At 64.4% G+C, this 1046-nt stretch carries 2 protein-coding genes; both read left to right on the top strand.

Annotated features, from left to right (window positions below):
- Window positions 1–828, top strand: an 828-nt coding sequence (locus tag P0X85_RS15090) for a major capsid protein (RefSeq protein WP_275815199.1), incomplete at its 5' end; no start/stop codon positions are given.
- Window positions 828–1046 (top strand): head-tail joining protein (locus P0X85_RS15085; protein WP_275815196.1); only part of this gene is annotated, 219 nt, incomplete at its 3' end. The genes P0X85_RS15090 and P0X85_RS15085, both read left to right, overlap by 1 nt.

Here is a 1046-nt window from a genome sequence, read left to right as displayed (position 1 = left end):
GAAAGGGGCTCTGCCTATGAACAGCAGATCCCCGAACGTCGCGACATGCGCGCCTTTGTCTGCCGCCAGTTCAAGAAACAGGACGTGCTTTGGGCCGCCGAGATCCAGGGGATCCGCGACTTCGGCTCGGAAACCGCCACCCAGCAGGTGCAGACCGAGGTGGCGCGCAAGATGGGCCGGCTCAGGAATGACGCCGAAGCCACCTTCGAATTCCACCTCTTCAACGGCATCCAAGGTGTGGTCAAGGACCCGAAGGACGGGGCTACCGTCATCAACTACTACACCGAGTTCGGTATCACCCCGGCTGCGGAAGTGGATTTTGATCTCGACAATGCCACGCCAGCCTCGGGCGCGCTCAGGAAACGCTGTCAGGCGCTGATCGAAAGCGTCGAGGACAGCCTTGGCGGCCTCGCTGCCGGTCAGGTGCAGCTGCGCGCCGAATGCGGCTCGGCCTTCTTTGCCGATCTCGTGGCCCATAAGGAGGTGCGCGAGACCTATCTCAACACGGCAGCCGCGGCCGATCTGCGGGGCAGGGTAGGGGAGGAGGTCAGCTTCGGCGGCATCACCTTCCGCCGCTACCGGGGCGGGCTTGGCTTTGGCGTGCCGACCGACAAGGCGTATTTCTACCCGGAAGGAGTCGAGGGCCTCTTCGAGATCTACTACGCCCCGGCCGACACGTTCGAGACGGTCAACACGCTGGGCCTTCCGCTCTATGCGCGGATGATCCCCGATCGCGACCGCGACGAATGGGTGCGGCTCGAGATCGAGAGCAACCCGCTGCCGATCTGCACCCGGCCGCAGGTTTTGCGCTCGGCCAAGCGGACGTGATGACCGCCTTTGCAGACGCGCTTGGGGTTCTTTTCCTCGATGCCAATCTCTCGGTCGAGATCTGGCATCGGGACAACGAGGGGCAATTCACCCGTGCCCGCGGCATTCTGCGCCGGCCCGACGAGCTTACGGAGTTTGGCTCGGCGCGGCTCCTGTCGGACACCACCCGGATCGATGTGCGGGTGGCGGATATCCCGGCCCCTCGGCCGCAAGAACAG

It is taken from the genome of Pseudothioclava nitratireducens (assembly GCF_029210495.1).
GTDB lineage: Bacteria > Pseudomonadota > Alphaproteobacteria > Rhodobacterales > Rhodobacteraceae > Pseudothioclava > Pseudothioclava nitratireducens.
This window is presented reverse-complemented; position numbering and strand designations above follow the sequence as displayed.